The organism is Thermomonas sp., assembly GCF_025993755.1.
GTDB lineage: Bacteria > Pseudomonadota > Gammaproteobacteria > Xanthomonadales > Xanthomonadaceae > Thermomonas.
This window is the reverse complement of record NZ_JAMQHN010000206.1, coordinates 1-2059: the sequence shown is the minus strand read 5'-3', so window position 1 is coordinate 2059 and position 2059 is coordinate 1. Positions and strand designations below refer to the sequence as shown.

The following is a 2059-nucleotide window of genomic DNA, read 5'->3' as shown; positions in this document are numbered from 1 at the left end:
CGGTCGGCGGCGGCCAGGCCATCGGCGACCTTTTGCGCGCGTTCGTCCAACGCATTGGCGATCGGCGGCCAGACAAATTTCATCGTGAACGCCACCAGGAGCAGAAACACGATGATTTGAATGATGAGGGTAGCAGTGATGCTCACGTTGGTTCCTTGGATTGCAGCGGCACGAAAGCCGCCAGACTCGGTTACGGGAGGCGCGCGCCTGCGCGGCGCGCAACCCATCGCCCGGTCCGGAACTTACTTGGCGATCTGCGCGATTTGGCCCAGGAAGGGGTTGGCCGTGGCAAACCACAGAGCGATACCCACGCCGATGATGAAGGCCGCGTCGATCAGGCCGACCAGCAGGAACATCTTGGTTTGCAGTTCGCCCATCAACTCGGGCTGGCGCGCAGCCGACTCGAGGAATTTGCTGCCCATGAGGCCAATGCCGATACAGGCACCGACGGCGCCCAGGCCAATGATCAGGCCGGCGGCCAGGGCAACAAAGCTGATAACTTCCATGATGACTCCTAAAGGAACGAGGTTGGTTGAGAAATGAAACGAAGGGGAAAACGGTGTGCACGCCGCCGCGGCGGCGCGTGCCTCAGTGGTGATCGTGTGCCTGGCCGATGTACACCAGCGCCAGCATCATGAAGATGAAGGCCTGCAGGATGATGATCAGGATGTGGAAGATCGCCCAGGCAAGCCCTGCGATGACGTGGCCGATGGCCAGGCCGATGCCGGTGCCCGTGAGCGCGAACGCGCCGCCCATGAGGGCGATCAGCATGAAAATCAGCTCGCCGGCATACATGTTGCCGAACAGTCGCAAACCGTGCGACAGGGTCTTGGAGGCGAACTCGATGAGCTGCATCGCGAAGTTGACGATGCCCAGCAGCACGGCCATCAGCGGGTTCTTGCTGGTGCCGAACGGCGCCGTGACCAGCTCGTGCGCCCATCCGCCCAAGCCCTTGATCTTGACGTTGTAGTACAGGCAGATCAGCAGCACGGCGACCGACAGGCCCATCGCGCCGGAGACGTCGGCGGTCGGCAGCACCCGCATGTAGGCATGCGCCGGGTCGCCGCCGAAGGCCCCGGTCAGCCAGCCCCAGACCGTGGGGATCAGATCGACCGGCAGCAAGTCCATGGTGTTCATCAGGGTCACCCAGACGAAGATGGACAGGCCGAGCGGCGCCACGAACTTGCGGCTTTCGGCATTCTTGATGATGCCCTTGGCCTCGTTGTCCACGAACTCGACCAGGATCTCGACCGCCGCCTGAAACCGCCCCGGCACACCGGAACTGGCCTTGCGCGCCGCCGCCCAGAGCAGCCAGAAGGTCAGCGCCGCCAGCAGCACCGAGAAAACGATGGTGTCGATGTGCAGCACCGACATGTCGACCACGGCACTGGATGCCTTGTTCTGCCAGAAATGCAGGTGGTGAATGACGTACTCGCCAGCGGTAGGGCCATGCTCGGCGGCAGATGCCACAGCGTTTTCAGCAGCCATCGGTATGTTCTTTCTGCACCCGTCCCTGTCGGGATTTCACCGGGCCCGCCCACAACAGGCCGACCCAGTACATCTTGATCGTCAACGCCAAGCCGATCAGCAACGCCGGCCAGCTTGGCACCCCCAGAAATCTCGGGGCCGCCATCAGCAGCCCCATGGTCAAGACCAGCTTGACCCCCTCCCACAGCAGCAAACCCGCCAATGCCGCAGCCGGCGGAAAGCCCGGGCGCGCCCAGCGCGCCGTACCCAGCGCGGCCAGCGCCGCCGGAAGCGCGCCGGCCAAAGAGCCGTACGCCGCAGACCAAGCCACGTCGGCGCGGCGCGTGAACAACCACGCCAGCACCGCCACCAACAAGCCTGTGAGTCCCTCCCAGACCAAAGCCCGCGTCACGGGCAATTGCGGCTGGCGCTCGCGCCACTGGCGCGCCTCTTCGGCCGTCAGCGGCCTGAAGACTTCATCGCCATCCTCTTCCGGGCAGGCTTTCGCTGCCTGCGTGACTGTGTGCTGCGCCAAGGCCACTTTTTTCGTATCCGTTGACACGGCCCCGGCACCTGCCCTCAATCACAAAAT

The 2059-nt window shown here is 63.9% G+C and carries 3 protein-coding genes and 1 pseudogene; all 4 read right to left on the bottom strand.

The annotated features are described in order from the left end of the window. Nucleotides 1-227: pseudogene (locus Q0X16_RS13280) on the bottom strand (hypothetical protein); the annotation flags it as partial. Between the two features lie 15 nt (nucleotides 228-242). Next, complete coding sequence (gene atpE, locus Q0X16_RS13275; protein WP_024540054.1) at nucleotides 243-506, bottom strand: F0F1 ATP synthase subunit C; 264 nt, start codon at nucleotides 504-506, stop codon at nucleotides 243-245. Nucleotides 507-588: 82 nt separating this feature from the next. Then, entirely contained in the window at nucleotides 589-1488 is a 900-nt protein-coding gene (gene atpB, locus Q0X16_RS13270; protein WP_297835352.1) for a F0F1 ATP synthase subunit A, read from the bottom strand. Continuing rightward, nucleotides 1478-2029 (bottom strand): ATP synthase subunit I, encoded by a 552-nt coding sequence (locus Q0X16_RS13265; protein WP_297835347.1) that lies wholly within the window; start codon nucleotides 2027-2029, stop codon nucleotides 1478-1480. Before Q0X16_RS13265 ends, atpB begins: the two co-directional genes overlap by 11 nt. Nucleotides 2030-2059 lie beyond the last annotated feature (30 nt).